Source organism: Vibrio sp. 1CM2L (assembly GCF_023161695.1).
Lineage (GTDB): Bacteria > Pseudomonadota > Gammaproteobacteria > Enterobacterales > Vibrionaceae > Vibrio > Vibrio coralliirubri.
This window is the reverse complement of record NZ_JALNTT010000001.1, coordinates 292,531-312,021: the sequence shown is the minus strand read 5'-3', so window position 1 is coordinate 312,021 and position 19,491 is coordinate 292,531. Positions and strand designations below refer to the sequence as shown.

At 44.4% G+C, this 19,491-nt stretch carries 15 protein-coding genes; 9 read left to right on the top strand and 6 right to left on the bottom strand.

Features of this window, described 5'->3' with window-relative positions:
- Positions 1-84 precede the first annotated feature (84 nt).
- Positions 85-1,281 carry a DEAD/DEAH box helicase gene (locus tag MSG34_RS01315; RefSeq protein ID WP_017064352.1) on the bottom strand — a complete coding sequence of 399 codons (1,197 nt, stop codon included), beginning with the start codon at positions 1,279-1,281 and terminating at the stop codon, positions 85-87.
- A gap of 433 nt (positions 1,282-1,714) precedes the next feature.
- Here MSG34_RS01315 and bluB point away from each other — a divergent pair, with 433 nt between their 5' ends.
- The 3 genes from bluB to MSG34_RS01300 all read left to right on the top strand — a co-directional run bounded on the left by bluB (position 1,715) and on the right by MSG34_RS01300 (position 5,902).
- Positions 1,715-2,386: a 5,6-dimethylbenzimidazole synthase gene (bluB, locus tag MSG34_RS01310; RefSeq protein WP_248336064.1), complete on the top strand. Its 672-nt coding sequence runs from the start codon at positions 1,715-1,717 to the stop codon at positions 2,384-2,386.
- A gap of 202 nt (positions 2,387-2,588) precedes the next feature.
- Positions 2,589-4,244 carry an ABC transporter substrate-binding protein gene (locus MSG34_RS01305; RefSeq protein WP_248336063.1) on the top strand — a complete coding sequence of 552 codons (1,656 nt, stop codon included), beginning with the start codon at positions 2,589-2,591 and terminating at the stop codon, positions 4,242-4,244.
- Between the two features lie 197 nt (positions 4,245-4,441).
- Positions 4,442-5,902: a hypothetical protein gene (locus tag MSG34_RS01300; RefSeq protein ID WP_248336062.1), complete on the top strand. Its 1,461-nt coding sequence runs from the start codon at positions 4,442-4,444 to the stop codon at positions 5,900-5,902.
- Positions 5,903-6,026: 124 nt separating this feature from the next.
- Here MSG34_RS01300 and MSG34_RS01295 read toward each other — a convergent pair whose 3' ends face one another.
- Positions 6,027-7,658 carry an NAD(P)/FAD-dependent oxidoreductase gene (locus tag MSG34_RS01295; RefSeq protein ID WP_248336061.1) on the bottom strand — a complete coding sequence of 544 codons (1,632 nt, stop codon included), beginning with the start codon at positions 7,656-7,658 and terminating at the stop codon, positions 6,027-6,029.
- Between the two features lie 253 nt (positions 7,659-7,911).
- Between MSG34_RS01295 and fdxA the strand changes: the two genes are divergently transcribed.
- On the top strand, positions 7,912-8,235 hold the full coding sequence (gene fdxA / locus MSG34_RS01290) for a ferredoxin FdxA (protein WP_017631334.1): 324 nt from the start codon (positions 7,912-7,914) through the stop codon (positions 8,233-8,235).
- A 317-nt stretch (positions 8,236-8,552) separates the two neighbouring features.
- Here fdxA and MSG34_RS01285 read toward each other — a convergent pair whose 3' ends face one another.
- The 3 genes from MSG34_RS01285 to MSG34_RS01275 form a co-directional block, all read right to left on the bottom strand.
- Positions 8,553-9,287, bottom strand: coding sequence for an RNA methyltransferase (locus tag MSG34_RS01285; RefSeq protein WP_017067486.1), 735 nt, complete (start codon positions 9,285-9,287; stop codon positions 8,553-8,555).
- 174 nt (positions 9,288-9,461) lie between these two features.
- On the bottom strand, positions 9,462-10,514 hold the full coding sequence (locus MSG34_RS01280; protein WP_017107860.1) for an aldo/keto reductase: 1,053 nt from the start codon (positions 10,512-10,514) through the stop codon (positions 9,462-9,464).
- A 372-nt stretch (positions 10,515-10,886) separates the two neighbouring features.
- Positions 10,887-11,033 (bottom strand): hypothetical protein, encoded by a 147-nt coding sequence (locus MSG34_RS01275; protein WP_012600995.1) that lies wholly within the window; start codon positions 11,031-11,033, stop codon positions 10,887-10,889.
- 343 nt (positions 11,034-11,376) lie between these two features.
- Here MSG34_RS01275 and pepT point away from each other — a divergent pair, with 343 nt between their 5' ends.
- From pepT to MSG34_RS01260, 3 genes are all read left to right on the top strand, one after another.
- Positions 11,377-12,609: a peptidase T gene (pepT, locus tag MSG34_RS01270; protein ID WP_248336060.1), complete on the top strand. Its 1,233-nt coding sequence runs from the start codon at positions 11,377-11,379 to the stop codon at positions 12,607-12,609.
- 76 nt (positions 12,610-12,685) lie between these two features.
- Positions 12,686-13,153 carry a DM13 domain-containing protein gene (locus tag MSG34_RS01265; protein ID WP_248336059.1) on the top strand — a complete coding sequence of 156 codons (468 nt, stop codon included), beginning with the start codon at positions 12,686-12,688 and terminating at the stop codon, positions 13,151-13,153.
- 137 nt (positions 13,154-13,290) lie between these two features.
- On the top strand, positions 13,291-14,133 hold the full coding sequence (locus tag MSG34_RS01260; RefSeq protein ID WP_248336058.1) for a mechanosensitive ion channel family protein: 843 nt from the start codon (positions 13,291-13,293) through the stop codon (positions 14,131-14,133).
- A gap of 144 nt (positions 14,134-14,277) precedes the next feature.
- Here the strand turns inward: MSG34_RS01260 and MSG34_RS01255 are convergent, their stop codons facing one another.
- Entirely contained in the window at positions 14,278-14,721 is a 444-nt protein-coding gene (locus tag MSG34_RS01255) for a cytidine/deoxycytidylate deaminase family protein (protein ID WP_004737813.1), read from the bottom strand.
- Positions 14,722-14,980: 259 nt separating this feature from the next.
- Between MSG34_RS01255 and MSG34_RS01250 the strand changes: the two genes are divergently transcribed.
- Together MSG34_RS01250 and MSG34_RS01245 are read left to right on the top strand one after the other, a co-directional pair.
- Positions 14,981-16,117: an efflux RND transporter periplasmic adaptor subunit gene (locus MSG34_RS01250; protein WP_248336057.1), complete on the top strand. Its 1,137-nt coding sequence runs from the start codon at positions 14,981-14,983 to the stop codon at positions 16,115-16,117.
- A gap of 11 nt (positions 16,118-16,128) precedes the next feature.
- Positions 16,129-19,281 carry a multidrug efflux RND transporter permease subunit gene (locus MSG34_RS01245; protein ID WP_048610782.1) on the top strand — a complete coding sequence of 1,051 codons (3,153 nt, stop codon included), beginning with the start codon at positions 16,129-16,131 and terminating at the stop codon, positions 19,279-19,281.
- The last annotated feature ends 210 nt before the right edge of the window (positions 19,282-19,491 follow it).

The following is a 19,491-nucleotide window of genomic DNA, read 5'->3' as shown; positions in this document are numbered from 1 at the left end:
AAGAACAAAACGAAGCCAAATAGGGCTTCGTTTTATTTTCATTTTGGCTAACGCGACTTTTGTATTTTCTATAGCTGAAATTACTTAGTCTTGTTGCTGTTCTCTTTTCTTCTTAGGAACGAAGTTCAATACTGAGATTGGCACTTCTTTGCGTGGTTCGAAACCTTCAACAACGCGACGTTCAATCAAGTGACCCAGACGCTTTTCAATGATGCACAGGTTTTTGAAGTTATCTTTCGATAGGAAAGAGATCGCTTCGCCAGATGCATCAGCACGGCCTGTACGACCAATACGGTGAACATAATCATCTGCTGGGAAAGGCATGTCGTAGTTCACTACGCGGCTTAGGTTGTCGATATCGATACCACGAGCAGCAACACCCGTCGCGACTAAGTACTTTAGACGACCTTTCTTGAAGTCAGCCAAGATTTTTTCACGAATCGCTTGGCTACGTCCACTGTGGAAAGCTTCCGCTTGAATACCACGTTTCTCAAGTTGAGCAACCAACTTAGCCGCGCCGTGCTTGGTTTCGATAAAGATAAGCGCTTGATCCCAGTTACCTTCGGTAATCATGTGGCTCAATAGTGCTGACTTACGGTCTTTATCTACTGTTACCAACCATTGCTCAATGTTCGCTTTAGACGCATCAGTCTTGGCAATCGAAATCTCTTCCGCTTCACTGATTGCACTTTTCGCTAGCGCACGCACTGGTGTTGAAAGCGTTGCTGAGAAAAGTAGGTTTTGGATGTCTTGTGGTAGACGTGCGATGATCTTGTTGATGTCTTCAATGAAACCCATGTCTAGCATGCGGTCAGCTTCATCTAGAACCAGAACTTCAACTTCATCAAAGTGAACGGCACGTTGTCCGTACATGTCGATCAAACGACCTGGTGTTGCCACAAGAATATCGACGCCTTCAATAAGACGATCTTTCTGGTGTTGGTAAGATACGCCACCGTACATCGCTAGTGATGTTAGGTTTAGGAACTTAGCGTACTTAGTGATGTTCTGTTCAACCTGAACTGCCAGCTCACGCGTTGGCGTCAGGATAACTGCGCGGATACGTTTTTTACGCTGCGTTTCACCTTTGCTTAGCATTTCTAAGATAGGGAGAACAAAGCTCGCAGTTTTACCTGTACCTGTTTGTGCTGCCGCAATAAGGTTCTTACCAGAAAGCACAATCGGAATTGCTTTTTCTTGAATAGAGGTTGGCTTTTCATAGCCTTGTTTTGCAACGGCTTTAACAATAGGTGAGCTTAATCCAAGCTTGGAAAATGGCATAAGTTTCTCGGTATGATTTGGCTAAATAGCGATGGAAAGGTTTAACAATCTTATACAAGGATAAGATTAATGGCGGCATTCTACCATGTTGCTTGTGTACTACTAGGGCATGTTGATCTTTCGAGCTAATTTTTGCAGCGAGTTGCTGGGTATTTATACAAGGCAGAGGCTTTGATGTGTAGCTAGCCTACATGAGAAGCCGGTAACGTAGTAGAAATGACCAGCAAACGCTGCCCGAAGGGTTCGGCTAAAAGCGTTTTACTCTTTGTTGAGGGAGATTTGCTTAGAATGACTAGGCTACTTCTCCCTCGCCGCGATTAAAACGCTTTTATCTCGAACGAAATTTAACCACGAAAGGTCAACACGCCCTAGCAACATACACACTTTAGTTGGATAATACTGGCTCAATAAGACGACGATAAGACAGGGATGTATGGAAATTACGACGAATGAACGCGATGCAGTATATAAAACGATTTTTTCTCGCCGAGATGTTCGTGGTCAGTTTCTTCCAGAAGAGATCCCTGACGATGTGTTGATGCGTGTGTTAACCGCTGCGCACCATGCTCCTAGTGTTGGCTTTATGCAGCCTTGGGATTTTGTCGTTGTCCGTGATATCGAAACTAAGCAACAAATCAAAGCGGGTTTTAATCAAGCGCATGCCGAATCAGCGGAAATGTTCACCGATGAAAAGCAGGAGATGTATAAGCGATTAAAGCTTGAAGGTATTGTTGAATCGCCTATCGGAATCTGTGTGACTTGCGACCGAAACCGAACCGGAAAAGTAGTTTTAGGCAGAACCATCAAACAAGAGATGGATCTGTACAGCACCGTGTGTGCGGTTCAAAACTTGTGGCTCGCAGCAAGAGCTGAAAACCTAGGCTTAGGTTGGGTGAGCATTCTCCACGATTCAGTACTGCGAGACGCACTAGATATCCCGGAAAACATCGATATTGTGGCGTACCTGTGTATTGGCTACGTTGATCACTTCAAAGATAAACCAGAACTTGAAACCATGGGTTGGCTACCAAGAAGAGACGTCAATTCAGCGATTCATGAAGGTAAGTGGAATGCAGAGCAAATAGCGAATCCGGTGGATGATTAATCTCCCACTTATTTTTGTCGCTGAATATGCACGATCAGTGATTATTTTGTTTGCTAAAAGAGGTGTTTATAAATTAAGTTGGATCTTGATATTATTTATATCAACAGTTTCATAAAGCATATTCCAACTTGAATGAGTAAATAGACCTCCCATTTGGGTTACAGCTATTCTCGTTCCTCTAGACGCTTAATTCGGATACCCATTGAACGACGCTAACTTACGTAGACTTCAGCAGCTTATTGCAAAGTATGAATTAGGTGAAGAGTATCACCTAACGATCGATGATCTAGAACACTCGTTATCGACGTCTCGCAGAAACACTTCGATCATTCTTAAATGCTTATCGGAATATCGCTGGATTTGTTGGATTCCGTCTAAAGGAAGAGGGAAGCTTAGCCAATTTAGAATTTTGGTCAGCTTTCCCGAAGCATTAGAACAAGTGTTAGCGCTTCAGTTAGAACAAGGGTGCTTTAACGTTATTCCTCGTCTTCTAGAAAGCTATGGTGATGCTGCAATAAAGGCACTGACGCTAGCGACTGAAAAGCATAGTCTGTTCAATCAACAACATGACCATTTGCTGATCACTCAATATCCGTGGGTCGATAACCTTGAGCCAGCAAAAACATACCGAACCGCCGAACATCACATCTTAAGAAGTCTCTACAATACGTTACTCGTCCAAGATCATGAGGGAAACCCCCAAGCGAGCCTTGCGCACCATTGGAAGATGGAAGGGCGCTTTCTGCATTTTTGGTTGAGACCGAATGTGTTATTCCACGACGGTGAAACTTTAACGGCTAAAGACGTTGCTCAATGTTTGTTGCAGCTAAAAAATATCGAAGGGCCAGTACAGTCTTTATTTGATCAGGTCAGTGATGTTCAAGTTGTGGGTGATAAACAACTGACTATTGAGCTAACACACGCAAACCCAATGTTTCTCTATGCATTGAGTAGTCCACACGCGTCTATTTATCGTTGCAAGCGTACTTATTTTTCGAGCGGTCGCAGTGCCTATATTGGAACTGGTCCTTTCTCATTAGATGATTGGAGCGAAGAGCGCTTGGTTCTTAAACGTCACCGAGGTTACTTTGCTCAAAATGCCTTGTTAGAACAGATAACGCTCACCGACATAGAAGGTTTGAATGACCACACTCTGAGTTTTAATCAATCGGGTGTTGCTGAAGAAACCACTATCAATGCACTTTCGTATCTTGCGGTTAATCGTAGAGAGAACTCGGGCATAACCCCTGAAGAACTCGACAGGCTGGTATCGTTTATCAAGTCCAGCAGTAAAGAGTTTGATGCTGATATGGTGACGGATGATCTCTCTTTCTCGCCGAGTAAATTAACATGCAGTAATCCCATTCCTATTTTGACGGGAACTGTTGTGTTAACACGACCTAGAATGACGATTCCTTTACTTCAAGAGATGTCTGACTGGCTGCAACAAACGATTGCAAAGACAGGTGTCATTATTGAAGTTGTTGAGCTTCCCAATATCAGTGCCCCTAGCTCCATGAGTGAATCGGCAGACTTGTTATTCATTGAAGAAGTTATCGAACAGCCAGCCGATTATGGCCTTTACGATTGGCTACTTGCTTCCTCTGGGCTCAGGTTCATTTTCAACAATTCTGAGATGAAGGCGCATTGCGAGAGAGTTAGAGCTGCTGTGAGTGGCGAGGACCCAATGAGCGACTTGAAAGAGATTGAAGATTCGCTTTATCAACAGAAGTTACTTTGTCCGTTATTTCACGGCAAAGAGAAGGTTTTTAATAGTGTTGAGGTTCATGGCGTAGAGATTAACCAAACCGGTTATAGTGATTTTTATAAGCTTTGGATAGCCTCGAGCGAGAAGTAATTAGTCCAATTTTAACCCCATTTCTCCATCTTTTAGTTTCTGTTCAAAATGAAAACATGCACGAATCGGCTATCACCCTTTCGTGTTTCTTTCTAATGCTAATCGCTATTATGGCTGGCTATGACTACCACAGTCATTTCCGGTCATCCCCCCAATGACAATTCCATTTATAATGTATTTCATTAGGATCTAATCGAATGAAACTTAAGCTTATTTCTATCGCACTTATAGCTGGTGGCCTTACGGCTTGTGGCGGAGGAGGCGGTGGTAGCAACACAAGTGCTCCTGCTCCTCAAACGAGAACCTTACAAGGTGTCGCCATTGACGGGTATATTTCCGGGGCGACCGCGTTTCTAGATATCAATTATAATGGCGTATTAGATGAAGGTGAGCCTAGCAGTATCACGGACCATGAGGGCAGCTATGAGCTATCTTTGACGGGCTCTAACTCAGACTGTATGGACTATGCACCCATCGTAGTGAACGTGCCAGTAGGCGCTATTGATGCGGACAGCCCAAACTCACCGATTACTGAACCTTATCAGTTAATCTTTCCGCCAGTCATGACGGTGAGTTCTGAGCAAGAAATTAAGTCGACTACGCCACTTACGACCGTGTTATGGAATCAGATCCAAGCCGACTTGTATAAAGGTGGTTTAAACAGTTGCTCTGCTTTGAAGCAAGCCGTGAACACCCAAAATAGCATTATCCAAAATGTGAAAGAGCATGACTTCCGAATTGCGAACCGATACAACATCGCAGTCGAGGACTTGTATGGTGATTTCGTTAAAGATCAAAACACTGAGCTCTACGATTTAGCGCAGAAGATGATGCCTGCCATTAAAAAGTCCTATCAAGAGACCAAAGAGATTCAAAAAGAGAACCCAACAGCCCAGCAAGCTTATGTTGACTATTACTGGCAGCATTGGGATTACTCCAAGAAGAACGAAATTAATAAGTGGTATAAAGTTAAAACAGTGATGACTGCGGACAAGCTGATTGTCATTGAACATGAAGTTTCAGCCGACCTGCAGACAGAACTGGCGTTAAGTGAACATTTTGAGCGTAATGGTCAGAAGAAAGATGGCTTAGAGTATGACAAAGCAGCTTTGTTCTCATTGAATAGTGATGGAACGGAATATTCATGTTCAGTGCAAGAGACCATCAAGCAGCAGGTTCTGCCTAACTCATTGACTACGTTTGGTGTGATTAACCGTAGCGGGTCTCAACAACCTGATTGGGACAGCTGTTCTCGTCAAGACGTTGGTGCGGGCTTTATGCAAACCTTGACGGCAGATCTTGTTGGTGACTACAAAGATCAGTTTACCCAAGTACAAGCGAAATTTAATTTTGAGAATAAAGCACCACATCCAGCGTGGGTTAATCTCGGTGATTCATTGGATAGTGTGTCGCGCAGCGACTTTGATGCACTTAACTATCTATCGGTAGATTTTAATGACAACAGTTCATATGGTTCTGACAGCTGGAACCGACATAAGTATGCGTACATTGAAAATACGCCGTTTGATTATACTCAAACGATAACGTCTAGATATTCTCATGGTAACTGGACTAAAGGTTATTATTACCAGAATGGGACAAGTCTATTTGAGTGTTCAGATGATGGTGTGACTTGGTCAAAAGAGACTTGTAAGTAACACTGACGAAGTCGTGACTAAATAATTTTAGATACCTTTATGCAATAAAAAAATCCAGTGTCGACAAGACACTGGATTTTTAGTTTTGGTTAATCGAAATCTAGCTTTGCTTTATTGAAAGCGCTTAAGCGATCTCAATCTTCTCAGCTTGGTTCTGCTCTACCATTGATAGTGCTAGCGCTTCTGCAGCCTTAATGCCGTCGATACCAGCAGACAGGATGCCGCCTGCGTAGCCTGCACCTTCACCTGCAGGGAAGAAGCCCTTCAGGTTGATGCTTTGGAAGTCTTTGCCACGTTTGATGCATACAGGAGAAGACGTACGAGTCTCAACACCGGTTAGTAGGCCGTCTGGCGTAGAGAAACCTTTGATCTTCTTCTCGAACGCTGGGATTGCTTCACGAATCGCTTCGATAGCAAAATCCGGCAGCGCTTTTGAAATATCAGTCAGGTGGATACCCGGCGTGAACGACGGTTGTACTTCACCGATTGCACTTGGATCGCGACCTTTCAAGAAGTCACCGATTTTCTGAGCTGGTGCATCGTAGTTTTCACCACCAAGAACATAAGCGCCGCTTTCTAGCTCACGTTGTAAACGGATACCAGCCAGTGCATCACCAGGGTAATCACGTTCTGGGTCGATACCTACAACGATTGCGCTGTTTGCGTTACGTTCTGCACGAGAGTATTGGCTCATGCCGTTAGTTACTACACGGCCTTCTTCAGACGTCGCCGCTACTACAGTACCGCCTGGGCACATACAAAAGCTGTATACAGTGCGGCCATTCTTACAGTGGTGAACCAGTTTGTAGTCCGCAGCACCTAGGATTGGGTTGCCTGCGTTCTTACCGAAACGAGCTTCATCGATCATTGATTGCTTGTGTTCGATACGGAAACCAACAGAGAAAGGCTTCGCTTCCATGTAAACGCCACGATCGTACAGCATTTCAAACGTGTCACGAGCACTGTGGCCAACAGCCAATACCACGTGACGAGATTTAATATCTTCACCGTTAGAAAGCATTAAGCCAGTGATTTGGCCATCTTCCATATGAACGTCGTCAACACGAGTGCTGAAACGGATTTCACCGCCGAGTTCAATGATAGAAGCGCGCATCTTTTCGATCATGGTAACCAGTTTAAAGGTGCCGATGTGTGGCTTACTTACGTATAGAATTTCTTCTGGTGCACCCGCAGCAACGAATTCTTCGATTACTTTACGGCCGTAGTGCTTTGGATCTTTTACTTGGCTGTATAGCTTACCGTCAGAGAAGGTACCTGCGCCGCCTTCACCAAACTGCACGTTTGATTCAGTGTTCAGTGTGCGCTTACGCCAGAAACCAAAGGTATCTTTTGTACGTTCACGAACTTCTTTACCACGCTCAACGATGATTGGGTTGAAACCCATTTGAGCAAGCACTAGGCCAGCGAACAAACCACAAGGACCAAAACCGATAACCACAGGGCGCTCAGTTTGGTTCTCAACCGCTTTAGCAACAAACTTGTACTCCATATCAGGAGTCACTTTTACGTGTGGGTCGCTAATGAATTGTTCTAACAACTCAGCTTCGTTTTCAACGAGAACGTCAAGCGTGTAGATAAGTAAGATCTTTGATTTCTTACGAGCATCGTAGCCACGTTTAAAGATATTAAAAGAGAGTACCTGATCAGAGTTAATACCAAGTTTCGCTTCAATAGCGTCTTGAATTGCAGACTCTTCATGGTCTAGTGGGAGTTTAATTTCGGTTAAACGTATCATTTCGATGTCTCGTTTTTATAGGTGTCTTAGCTAGATCGTTTCTTAATACAGAGTTTGATGAAAACGCTGATGCTCAAAGAAGCGATAAGCTCACAATGGCGCGCATTTTACGAGAAATTGATTTATCTGTCATACTAATTTGGAAACATGGAGCAAATAGACACGATATTAGAGCCGTATGATGTTGAATTTTGCTTTGGGATGAGTATTATCCCCATTCTTCAATTTTGACTAACTTATAGAGCAGAGCATCATGGCATTTGTCGTAGGCGATAATTGTATTCAATGTAAATACACAGACTGTGTGGCAGTGTGCCCCGCAGATGCGTTCCATGAAGGCCCAAATTTCATGGTAATCAACCCAATCGAATGTATTGATTGTGGCTTGTGTGTACCTGAATGTGATGCTCAAGCGATCTTCCAAGAAGATGAGTTGCCAGAAGATCAAAAGATCTTCATCGAAGTGAACGCAGAGCTCGCTGAGATTTGGCCTGTACAAACAGAAGTCAAAGCACCAATGGATGACGCTGAAAAGTGGAATGGTGTGTCTGATAAATTGGCAATGCTAGAAAAGTAATTCTGTTACTTGAAATAAACCTTCCCCAAAAAAGATCCCCAACTCAGTCGTCCCTCCTTCTTGAGGATGACGGCTGAAGTAAACTTTACCTCGATTCTCTTTTTTACGTCATTCCCTACTGTGAGGGACGAGCAAGATAGGGAATCTTGCTCTTTGTATCCGCTAAGTCTGGCTAGTTGTTTATTCTTGAGTCGATTAACTATGCTGACGATGAAGCTTAGTTGAATTTCGTCATTCCCTACTGTGAGGGACGAGCAAGATAGGGAATCTTGCTCTTAATATCCGCTAATTCTGGCTAGCTGGTTCTCTCGAATCGATTAGCTATGCTGACGACGCATGTTGTCGAGAATGATGCCAGTCGCCATTGCTACGTTCAAAGACTCCGCGCCACCGAATGCTGGAATCGTAATCTTATCAGTCACGTATTTAGCCGCATGTTCACGAATACCGTGAGATTCGCTGCCCATCAACAAAATACCGTTGGCAGTAAACTCAGTCTTATGAACACTTTCACCTTCTAAAAATGCGCCGTAAACCGGTAGGTTCGCTTGCTCTAAGTATGCTGGTAAGTCAGTTTGGCTTACGTGTACTCGGCCAAAGCTGCCCATAGTCGCGCTGATCGTTTTAGGGTTGTATGGGTCTGCGCAATCGCTGCTCGCAACGATATGCTTGATGCCATACCAGTCTGCTACGCGAATAATCGTACCTAGGTTGCCAGGGTCTGAAACGCCATCAAGTGCAATCATCAACCCAGTTGCTTCTGGTAGCTCAAACGTTGGGATCTCAACAACCGCAATCGCGGCATTGTTGCTTACCAAAGTGCTCGCTTTGGTGAGGTCATCCAGTGAGGCTTCAACACAATCAAACTCAATCAGTGAAGCATGATTTTCAGATAAGAAATCAGCGGTAGCAAAGACGTTCTTCACCACTAAGTCACTATTGAACAGCTCAAGAACGTTCTTTTCACCTTGAACTAGAAACAGGCCATGGGCTTTACGTTGTTTCTTTTGACCTAAAGCACGAAGGAGTTTTAATTGGTTTTTTGAAATCATGTTTTTATCCTAGATATAAGCCCGCGCATTATAGAGCAAAGGTTGGCGAACCAAAAGCGTGATGACTCGATGCGATCTACATAAAAAGCAAAAGCAACTCACTTAAAAAAGAAAAGCGCACTAAATAGCGCGCTCTTATGGGATTACTTACCTAAGTTAAGCTGAACTGACAGCCTAATACGGAGCCGGGTAGCGTTTAAATACTGTGTTGATATCAGTCAGGATCTCTTCTGATAACGGTTTACTGAAAGCGGCTACGTTCTCTTTTAGCTGCTCCATGGTGGTTGCACCAATGATGGTGGACGTCACCCCATCAACTTGATTACACCAAGCTAATGCCAGTTGGCTTGGAGTGAAACCGTGAGCATTCGCGACTTCAACATAGCCTTTAACCGCTTCGTTGGCAGATTCAGTGTCACGGAAAATGCCTTTACGTTGCATGTAAGTCCAACGGCTGCCTTCCGGTCTTGCGCCATCAATGTACTTTCCACTCAACATGCCTGCAGCTAAAGGTGACCATGGCAGGTAAGCGACATCTTCATGCACACAGTTCTCAATCAGATATGGCCAGTCTTTTGCGTGCAGTAGGCTAAATTCATTTTGAATCGAAACCATACGTGGCAAATCGTGTTTTTCACTCAGCTTGAGGTATGTGTTAATGCCCCAAGTAGAATCATCTGAAAGCCCGACATGGCGAATTTTCCCCGCCTTAATACAGCTTGCCAGTGCTTGTAGGATTTCCAACATCTCAGCTTCATGTTGTTTTCGGTCAATATCACTGAATCGAATGTGATTCGGGAAATGCTTACCAAAGTGAGGCGTTGTGCGATTTGGCCAGTGAAGTTGGTAAAGGTCGATATAGTCTGTTTGTAGGCGTTGTAATGACGCATCAACCGCGGCGATCACGGCTTCACCCGTTATCGGACCACCATCTCTAACCCAAGGAAGTCCAGGTCCGGCAATTTTGCTCGCGATAATTAACTCTTGGCGACGCTGTGGGTTACGCGATAACCAGTTACCAATGATTGCTTCTGTTTTGCCGTAGGTATCTGGAGAAGGTGGAACCGCGTACATCTCTGCAGTATCGATAAAGTTAATACCTTGGCTTAATGCGTATTCGATCTGTTGGTCGGCTTGCTGTTGCGTATTTTGTAGCCCCCAAGTCATGCTGCCAAGACAGATACGGGAAACGGGAATTTGACTACTTCCTAGCTTTGAATATTCCATTGAATTCGGGGTTCCTGTGGTTAGGTTCTCTGGTACTCGCATTATAGTTTTGAAAAGAGGGCGAGTGAGGAATGAAAACGAATATGAATTATTAGCACAAAATGACACGACAAGGTATGGCATCGGGGAGTTTAGTGAGTCATTTCTCAGCGCCGTAAGTTAGCGTGTGCAATACGAGAAAATACACTCGCGAGAAACTATGAGCCAAACGGTGAGCGAGAAGTGAAGAACAACAAGCAATGAGTGAAGGTTTAATGTTCAGTTTTTTTGGGAGTGGGGGATAGGAGAACAGATCAAAAAGAAAAAAAGCTCTACAGGATAGAGCGTAGAGCTTTTTTATAGGGGTCTTGATAGTGCTAGGTATTCATTAAGTTACGAGGTCGCGTTTGTGTCTAACCCACCCTGGGTTTGCGCCTGTCTTAGAGCTTCCTGCCTTTGAACTTCTTTCTCAGTTAATACTGGTCGAAGCGTTTCCTCAGAGGCTTGAGGAGAGAAAATGAAATATTTATTAATCGTCATAACTGTGTCTCCGTGTAACGTATGACAGATTCTGCATCAAGGATAAATTGTGATCATCATCCACTTTGTACTTTTGTTAGGCTGAGAGCGGAGGGCGTAGAATGCGTACAAAGCGATCTCTTATCATCCGTATGCAATGTTGAACTGACGAAACCCTCTGTTTTCAAGTATAGGAAGCGCATCTAATTTCGCACAATAATGATTTAGAGCAATTACATACATGGTCAGGGGCGTAAGATGAAAACCCTCGCTACTGACTCTGCGTTTGTATTTATTTAACGATGCATCGCTTATCGGCATAATAGTCAGTAAATCAATTACTTAATCCATGGTGAGATGAATTATGGAAAAGCTTGTAGAACGTTTTCTGAATTACGTTACTTTTGATACCAAATCCGATCCTTCTAATCAGCAATGCCCAAGTTCACCGGGTCAAATTACCTTTGCTGAAGCCTTAAAGTTAGAATTGGTGGCATTAGACTTAGTTGATGTGTCTTTAGATGACAATGGATACTTGATGGCGAAACTGCCGTCGAATGTCGATTATCCAGTGCCTGCGATTGGCTTTGTGGCGCACATGGATACCGCTCCTGACGCATCAGGTGTCAACGTGAAACCGCAAGTGATTAAAGATTACCGAGGTGGAACGATTGAATTAGGTGAAAGTGGCGAGAGTTTGAACCCAAGCCAATACCCAGATCTTGATTCTTTACATGGTCACGACCTTATTACGACTGACGGCACAACTCTGCTTGGTGCCGACAACAAAGCGGGCATCGCTGAAATCATCAGTGCAATTGCTTACCTGAAAGCGAATCCAGACATCAAACACGGCGACATCTGCATTGGTTTCACGCCGGATGAAGAGATTGGCCGCGGTGCAAACCTGTTTGACGTTGAAAAATTTGGCGCTGAGTGGGCGTACACCATCGATGGTGGCCCTGTAGGGGAGTTGGAATTTGAGAACTTCAATGCCACGAGCGCCGATGTTATCTGTCATGGCGTGAACGTTCACCCGGGTACCGCAAAAGGTAAAATGGTCAACTCGATGAACATAGCAGCGCAATTCCAATTGATGATGCCAACACAAGAAACACCTGAGTGCACAGAAGGTTATGAAGGCTTCTACCACCTGAAATCGGCGGAAATGGGTGTGGCTCGCTCTGAGCTGGGATACATCATCCGTGATTTTGAACGTGAGGGTGTAGAAGCGCGTAAGGCATTCATGCAACAGAAAGTCGATGAGCTGAATGAGCGTCTTGAGAAAGGCCGTGTTGAGTTGGTGCTAACCGATAGCTACTTCAACATGAAAGAGATGGTTGAACCGCATCAACATATTATTGAATTAGCGAAGCAAGCGATGATTGAGTGCGATGTTGAGCCAATGATCAAGCCTATCCGAGGTGGTACAGACGGTGCTCGTTTATCTTTCATGGGGCTACCATGTCCGAATATCTTTACTGGTGGCTACAACTTCCACGGTATTCATGAGTTCATTACCATTCAAGGTATGGAGCAAGCGGTAAAAGTGATTGTCGAGTTGTCTCAACGTACAGCAACGCATTACCAAAAATAGAACATCAGAGCGGTATATCTCTTTGTATTTTTGAGAGTATTCAATAATACTCTCTTTAAGCATAAGGGAGTACGCGATGAAAAAGTTAGTTTTACTTTGCACCCACTTAGCCGTGGGTGCTTTTGGTTTTGGGCTGGGTGTTTACGCATTACCTATCTTGATTGAGCCTGATTCTCCTTCTTCGAGTTCCGTTGAAGCGATCAGTGAGCAGGCTATCTACACGGGCGAGTTTACTAAAGATCGACAAGACAGTGACTTTTTACACTGGGGAGAAGGCATAGTTTCTGTGTCTGAAAGTGCGATAGCTTTTGAAGGTGAATTGGCGCCGGGGCCTGATTACAAGGTCTACCTCTCGCCTAAGTTTATTGAAACCGAGCAAGCTTTCAATGACAGCAAGAATGACTTACTGAGAGTCGGAGATGTGAAAACATTCGACCGCTTTATGGTTGAGCTTCCCGAAGGTACTGATCTTAATCGATTTAATACCGTTGTGATTTGGTGTGAAACTTTTGGTCAATTTATTACTTCTGCCAAGATAAAATGATAGCCTTACTAATAGCTGATTTAGGTACGTAAGAAAGCGCTCAACAATTGAGCGCTTTTTCATAGCGAAGTCTCCGCTAATCGTAAAAAATACTAATTGTTGTAAAGCTCGTCGTTGTAAAGCTAAAGGAATAAGTAATGGAAAAGTTGTGGCAAGTAATTGATTTTCTACTCGCTCATAAGTTTATTTTTAGTGCGTTGATTATCACTATTATTTTAATCATTCGCCGAATCACCTTATCTCAAATAAGAGGTGATGTTGCTTTCCTTAGTGAAGACCAACGTAACTGGATGTCACGAACCAAAAACGGCACATTCGCGATTATTGTAGTGACGTTATTTGTGCTGTGGAAATCCGAAATCAGCGAGTTTGCGCTGTCAGTAACAGCCATTGCTGTTGCGATCGTTGTAGCTTCAAAAGAGATCATTTTGTGTTTCACTGGTTCTATTCAGCGTGCGAGTTCTCGTTCATTTAGAATTGGCGACTGGATCGAAGTGGGTAAAATCAGCGGTGAGGTGATTGAGCACAATTTGATGGCGACTGTGATTCAAGAAATCGATTTGTATCATGGGCAATATCACTTCACTGGCAAGACAGCCACGCTGCCTAATAGTATGTTCTTCACTTATCCGGTAAAGAACCTCAACTTCATGAAGCGCTATGTTTATCATAACTTTTTTGTGACGGTGAAAGACTTTGTAAACCTATACCCTATGCTGCCGGGTCTTATTGTGAAAATTGAAGAGCATTGCGAAGAGTTTATCGATGTTGCCCGCCGTTACAACGGTGTGATCGAAAAGCACGCTGGCGTTGACCTTCCGGGTTCTGAGCCTCACATCCATATCACAAGCAGTTCGACAGGTGAGCAAGAAGTGCACTTTATGATCTTCTGTCCGACCGAAAAAGCGATTCATTTAGAGCAAGATATTCGTAAAGACTTTATGGAAGTGTATGCGGAAACATTCCCAACGAACGCTTAGTTTGCTCATCAGTTTATAGTGACCAAGCTATAGCCTCTAAAGTATAGCTTCCAAAATATAGCGACCAAACTATAAGTCCAAACAACAGAAAGCCGAGAGCGATAATATCGACTCTCGGCTTTTTTGTTCTTGCTATCTGTTCGCTTAGTCTAGGTCAGCTAGTGGTAACCAATCCACTTGTACACCTGCTTGCTCAAACATATCTTGGCTAACTTTAATCTTGTCGCCCCAGCGAGAAAGAAAATCTTCACTTTGCTCTGGGCAATGTACCGCTGAAATACCTGTTTGGATGATTTTTGCAGCACAGTTTGGACAAGGGAAATGCGTCACCCAGATTTCGCAGCTGTCCAAATCACGTTTAGCAAATAAAATTGCATTTTCTTCAGCGTGAAGCGTCTTGAGGTACTTCATCTCTCTGTCATCAGTATCCGCACTATCAGACACGCCATGTGGGTAGCCATTAAAACCAACAGAAACGATGCGGTTGTGCTTAGTGATTACGGCGCCGACTTGAGTTGAAGGATCTTTACTCCAAGAACCGACCAATTCCGCCATTTGATAGAAACGTTTAGCCCATTTTGAAATCATGAGAATTCCTTAACAATTAAATGTGAATGCTTATCTGTCTGACAATACATTATGTTAGACAATATCCATAGAGAACAAAAGCTGAGAGATTGATTTACTTAGGAATTGTAGCGTGTTTGTAATCACTTTATAAGCGCTTGGTTTCAATTAACATATTGATACACTTTGGCCAGTTATAATTGATATTCCTCGGACAATGGTAGCAGATGTGTTACGTAAATTTTATGCTGTTCAAATACTAATAAGTGACGGTATAACCATGCGTAAAAAGTTGATCCTTACTGCTCTTGCAAGCTCTCTTATTCTTGCTGGGTGTGGGCAAGATGCTCAAAATGCCAAGCAAGCACCTTTACCTCTCGTAGCTGTACAGGATGTTAGCGTTGTTTCTCACCAGCAAAGTAAGTCGTATATCGGTCGTATAGAAGCCGTTGAAGACACGGCTATTACAGCGCAGGTTTCTGGCTACCTACAAAGCCGTCATTTTAATGAAGGCCAAATGGTTGAAAAGGGTCAATTGCTTTACTCGATTGAACCTTCTTCGTTTGAAGCCGAAGTAGCAAGCGCAAAAGCGTCTGTTGCTCAAGCGAACGCGAACCTTAAAAAAGCTGAGCTTGATTTTAATCGTGGTAAAAACCTACTCCCGAAAGGCAGCATCTCTCAATCTGAATTCGACGCATTAACGGCAAACTTGTTAGGTTCTCAAGCACAGCTTGAAGCAAGCCAAGCACAGCTAAATGCTGCGAATGTTCAGCTTTCTCATACCAAAATCATCGCGCCTTTCTCTGGCCGTATTAGCGATACCAAAGTGAGCACGGGTGATCTGGTTTCACCGTCTTCAGGTGTGCTGACGACTTTGGTTAGCCTAGACCCAATCCACGCATCGTTCAGCATCAGTGAGCGTGAGCGTATTGAGCTGGGTATGGACCGTATCGAAGGCGATGGCAGCAGCGACTCTGCAGGTGTTGAAGTTCAGATTATGCTTGAGAATGGTGAAGCGTTCGAACACCTAGGTCAGCTTGACTTCTTAGGTAACCGTATCAACCTCAATACTGGTACGATCGCGATGCGTGCGATTGCCGATAACCCGAATCAGCAACTACTTCCAGGCCAACACGTTCGCGTTGATCTACGTGAAAAACAACCGATTGATGTTGTGACTATTCCTCGTCGCGCAGTGCAGACCGACCTCGAAGGTGACTTCGTGATGGTATTAGTTAAAGGCGAAGCCGAACCCGTTGCTGAGCGCAGAAACATCGAGATGGGTCGCCAGATTGAAGGTGGCGTGATTGTTCATTCTGGATTAGAGAAAAACGACGCGGTCATCACTCAAGGCCTACAGCGTGTACGTAATGGTATGTCTGTTCGTATTCAAGCTTCTGCTGAACAAGCTGAATAAGGGGACTATTTATGTTAAGTCGTTTCTTTATTCAAAGGCCTAAGTTCGCCCTTGTTATATCCATAATCTTAACGTTGGCGGGTGCGATTTCTCTCGCTATCTTGCCAGTGGCTGAATATCCAAAAATTAGTCCACCGTCGGTCAGTGTGTCGGCATTCTACACGGGCGCAAGTGCTGAAGTGGTGGAACAGGCGATAGCCGACCCCATAGAAACGTCGGTTAACGGCGTAGAAGATATGATCTACATGTCTTCTAAAAGTGCTAACGATGGTTCATACAACCTTAACGTGACCTTTGATGTTGGTACTGATCCAGATATGGCTCAGGTCAACGTTCAGAACCGAGTTGCTCAGATCGAATCGAAGCTTCCACAAGAAGTAAGAATGGTGGGTGTAACGGTTAAGAAGCGTTCTCCGGACCTGTTGATGGTATTGAACTTCTACTCGCCAAACGGTGAATACAACGACCAATTCCTGATCAACTACGTGAACTTGAACATTAAAGATCAGCTGGCTCGTGTAAAGGGCATCAGTGAAGTTAACGTATTGGGTGGTGGTGAATACGCGATGCGTGTTTGGTTAGATCCTGAGAAAATGGCTAACCTCAATATAACCACCTCTGACGTGAATCGCGCCTTGGCTGAACAGAACGTTCAGGTAGCGGCTGGCCGTATTGGTGCAGCTCCTTACGACAACGCACAAGAAGTGCAGTTCAACTTGGTAACCAAAGGCCGACTAGAAACGGCTGATGAGTTTGAAAATGTTGTGCTTCGCGCTAGCCAAGATGGTTCAACGGTTTACTTAAAAGACATCGCACGTGTTGAGCTTGGTAAAAAGTTCTACGACGGCAATGGTAAATACCGTGGTCAAGACGCTTCAATCGTAACGCTGTCACTTCAATCAGACGCTAACGCGCTAGAAAGTGGTAAAGCGGTAATGGCGATGCTGGACAATCTAAGCAAAAACTTCCCTGAGGGCGTTGCTTATGAGGCGAGCTATGACACCACAGTATTCGTTGCTGAGTCGATCAAAGGGGTAGTCAAGACCCTAATCGAAGCTATCTTGCTGGTTATTGCGGTAACGTACTTGTTCTTGGGTAGTGCGCGTGCAACCTTGATTCCTGTAGTTGCGATTCCGGTATCTTTGATTGGTACGTTTGCCATCATGCAGATGACGGGTTTCACCATCAACACGGTAACCCTGTTTGGTTTGATACTAGCGATTGGTATCGTAGTAGATGATGCGATCTTGGTTATCGAGAACGTTGATACCACGATGGCTAAAGACCCAACCATTTCACCGCGTAAAGCAACGCTCATCGCGATGAAAGAAGTAACGGGTCCGATCATTACTTCTACTTTGGTTCTGTTAGCAGTATTCATTCCAGTAGCGATGCTGCCAGGTATCACCGGCATCATGTATCGTCAGTTCGCTCTGACTATCTGTATTGCGGTTGTTATCTCTTCTATTAACGCTCTAACGCTGTCACCAGCATTGTGTTCATTGGTTCTTAAACAGGGCGGTGGTAACACAGCACGTTGGTACCAAGCGTTTAACCGTGGTCTTGAATCCGTAACCAACAAGTACGGTCAAATTGCAGGCTTCCTTGTGAAAAAGGGTGTTCTACTGTTTACCTTCTTTGTTGTGGCACTAGCGGCGGTAACTTACTTCGCGAAAACTACGTCTACGGCATTTGTACCTCAAGAAGATAAAGGCATCTTGCTGGTTAACGTGCAGCTTCCTGACGCGGCATCACTGTCTCGTACAGAAGATGTGACTGAGCAATTGCTAGAGATGGTTGAGCAAGAGCCGGGTGTTGATGGTGTGACACTGGTAAACGGTTATGCATTCATGACGGGCGCTTCTGCTTCGAATGGTGCGTCACTATTTATCAAGCTGCATGATTGGGATATGCGTAACGCACTGGACGGTCAACATTCAGCGCAAGCTATCTCACAACGTATTAACGGTCGAGCAGCAACAGAACTGCCTCAAGCGATTGTATTTGCAATGGGACCTCCAGCAGTACCGGGTATGGGTGCAGCGTCTGGTTTTGAGTTCGTTCTTGAAGATACATTAGGTCGTAGCCGTACTGATCTCGCGATGGTTATGAATGACGTGATTGCTGAGGCCGCTAAACAGCCTGAGATTTCACATACATTCAGTACCTTCCGTGCCAATGTACCGCATTACTATGTCGACATTGACCGTGAGAAAGCGCAACAACTTGGTATTCCGTTGTCGGAAATCTTCCAAACACTACAAGGTAACCTAGGTTCTCTGTATGTGAATGATTTCACCATGTTTGGTAAGAACTTCCGCGTAACCATGCAAGCTGACAGTGAACACCGTAGCAGCATGGACGACCTACAACGATTCCACGTTCGTTCGTCTAATGGCGAGATGATCCCGTTAAGCACATTGGTGACTTACGACCAGATCTTTGAACCAGATGTAGCATGGCGTTACAACATGTACCGCAGTGCCGTGATTCAAGGTCAACCTGCAGAAGGTTACTCAAGTGGTGATGCGATTGCGGCAATGGAACGCGTAGCAGCAGAAGTATTGCCTCAGGGTTATCAGTACGAATGGACAGGCATGGCTTACCAAGAAGTACTAGCAGGTAACCAAGCGATCTTTGCTTTCGCACTGGCTCTGATCTTCATCTATCTGTTTATGGTGGCTCAATACGAGAGTTGGACAATACCGATTGCGATTATCCTCGTGGTACCTGTCGCAACCTTAGGCTCCTTCTTAGCATTGAATCTAACGGGCACTCCGCTGAACCTTTATGCACAAATAGGTTTGGTTCTCTTGATAGCCTTGGCCGCGAAGAACGCAATCTTGATTGTGGAATTCGCAAAGGTCGAACGTGAAGAGAAAGACGCACCGATTGAAGATGCGGCGGTGAAGGGCGGTACGCTGCGTTTCCGTGCTGTGAACATGACGTCTTGGTCGTTCATCTTAGGTATCTTCCCGCTTATCTTCGCTGCGGGCGCAGGTCACGTGAGTCAGAACTCTCTGGGTATTTCACTGATCGGCGGTCTGCTATGTGTATTACTGGCGGGTACGTTCCTAATCCCTGGCTTCTACGCATTCGTGCAACGTAAGCGTGAGAAAGCACACGGTGGTAATACCAAGCTGGTTCCGCTTGATGACGAATAGGGGATTGAGTGTCTTGTAAGATTCGTCTCTTGCAAGACCAACCCTTGGGGAATTAATTCCTTGTAAAAACTATGGCTTAGCATTGCGCTAAGCCTTTTTTATTCCACTTATGAATAAAAACGCCTTTTATATAAACAAATGTTTGTTATGTGATAGAGCTAACACTCTAATTTGGGTTTTGTAATAAAATGATGTTTTATTGGTAAGTGT